The organism is Bifidobacterium sp. (genome assembly GCF_050874245.1).
Lineage (GTDB): Bacteria > Actinomycetota > Actinomycetes > Actinomycetales > Bifidobacteriaceae > Bifidobacterium.
In genome coordinates this window covers 1-1,114 of sequence record NZ_JBNMKH010000219.1, presented here as the reverse complement: position 1 = coordinate 1,114, position 1,114 = coordinate 1, and the positions used below count along the sequence as shown (strand labels likewise).

At 60.5% G+C, this 1,114-nt stretch carries 1 protein-coding gene and 1 pseudogene; both read right to left on the bottom strand.

Going from position 1 to position 1,114, the window contains the following annotated elements:
* Positions 1-253, bottom strand: a pseudogene (locus ACR0P8_RS10045) (D-alanyl-D-alanine carboxypeptidase); the annotation flags it as partial.
* A gap of 71 nt (positions 254-324) precedes the next feature.
* Positions 325-1,114 (bottom strand): glycosyltransferase family 2 protein (locus ACR0P8_RS10040; protein WP_432624897.1); only part of this gene is annotated, 790 nt, incomplete at its 5' end.

Sequence of the window (1,114 nt, the reverse complement as noted above, 5' to 3'; positions counted from 1 at the left end):
TCTTGGAAGCGTCGATGTCGGCGATCACGTCGGCCGCCTCGATCGAACGGCCGGCAGCGGCGACCGTCGAATGTTCGACATGGCGCAATGTGAGGACGCCCGGTGCGACATCGCACATGTCGGCCACTGCATAGCCGACGCACAGTGCGACGGTGGCCACGACGGAAACCGCCACCGTGATCGCTCGGCGTCGTCGCGTATAGCGGTAATCGCCAGCGTCATCCATAGCCAAACCACACCCTCTCTTCGTCATCTTTTCACCATCCGCACCGTATGGATCGCCACGAAACATCTCATGACCGTTCACACCGCCGCGGGCAAGCCTCAGCCCTTATGCTCGATCGGCTTCCATTCGGACTTGGCGAACACCGCCTGGAACGAAATCGGCACATAGCTCAGCATGTAGGTCGGGAAGGCCAGCACGTAGGCGAGCAGCTCCTTGTTGGTGGCGCCCACGTGATCGCGTTCCGCCACGATGGTCAATGCGGCGAGTCCCATCATGCCGATCACCGATATCACAATGCCGGATGTCCAGCCGGTCAGCGAATTCAGCTGGCTTTGCCATGTCACGAAACCGCAGGCGGCGAACAGCATGCCCAACAGCACGCGTGCGATGCCGAGCACGGTGAACGGGCACAGCAGCAGCGTGAAATCGACGGCGGAGAAATCACGTTCCCTGACCGCGCGCTTGATCAACGCCGGTCCGTAATAGCGGAACACCTGCAGGAATCCCTTGCTCCAACGCAGGCGTTGACGCCAGCTTTGCGCGAAGGTGACCGGCTGCTCGTCGTACAGGATGGCGGTGCCGCAGTAGCCGATGCGGTCGCCGTGCAGCACGCTGTCCATGGTGAATTCCAGATCCTCGGTGAGTAGGTGAAATTTCCAGCCGTTGTTGCGACGCATGATCTCCTGGGAGAACATGAAGTCGGTGCCGCCCACGTGGCAGCTGTTGCCGAGCCACATGCGGGAGGCGGAAACGAAGCGCGATTCGCGGATGAACCACAACGCGGAACCGGACGACACCCAATTGTCGGACAGGTTCACGGAATTGCGGTAGCTGGTGAGGATTTTGAAACCGGCTTGGAAGCCCTTGTTCATTTCCTCGATGTAGTGC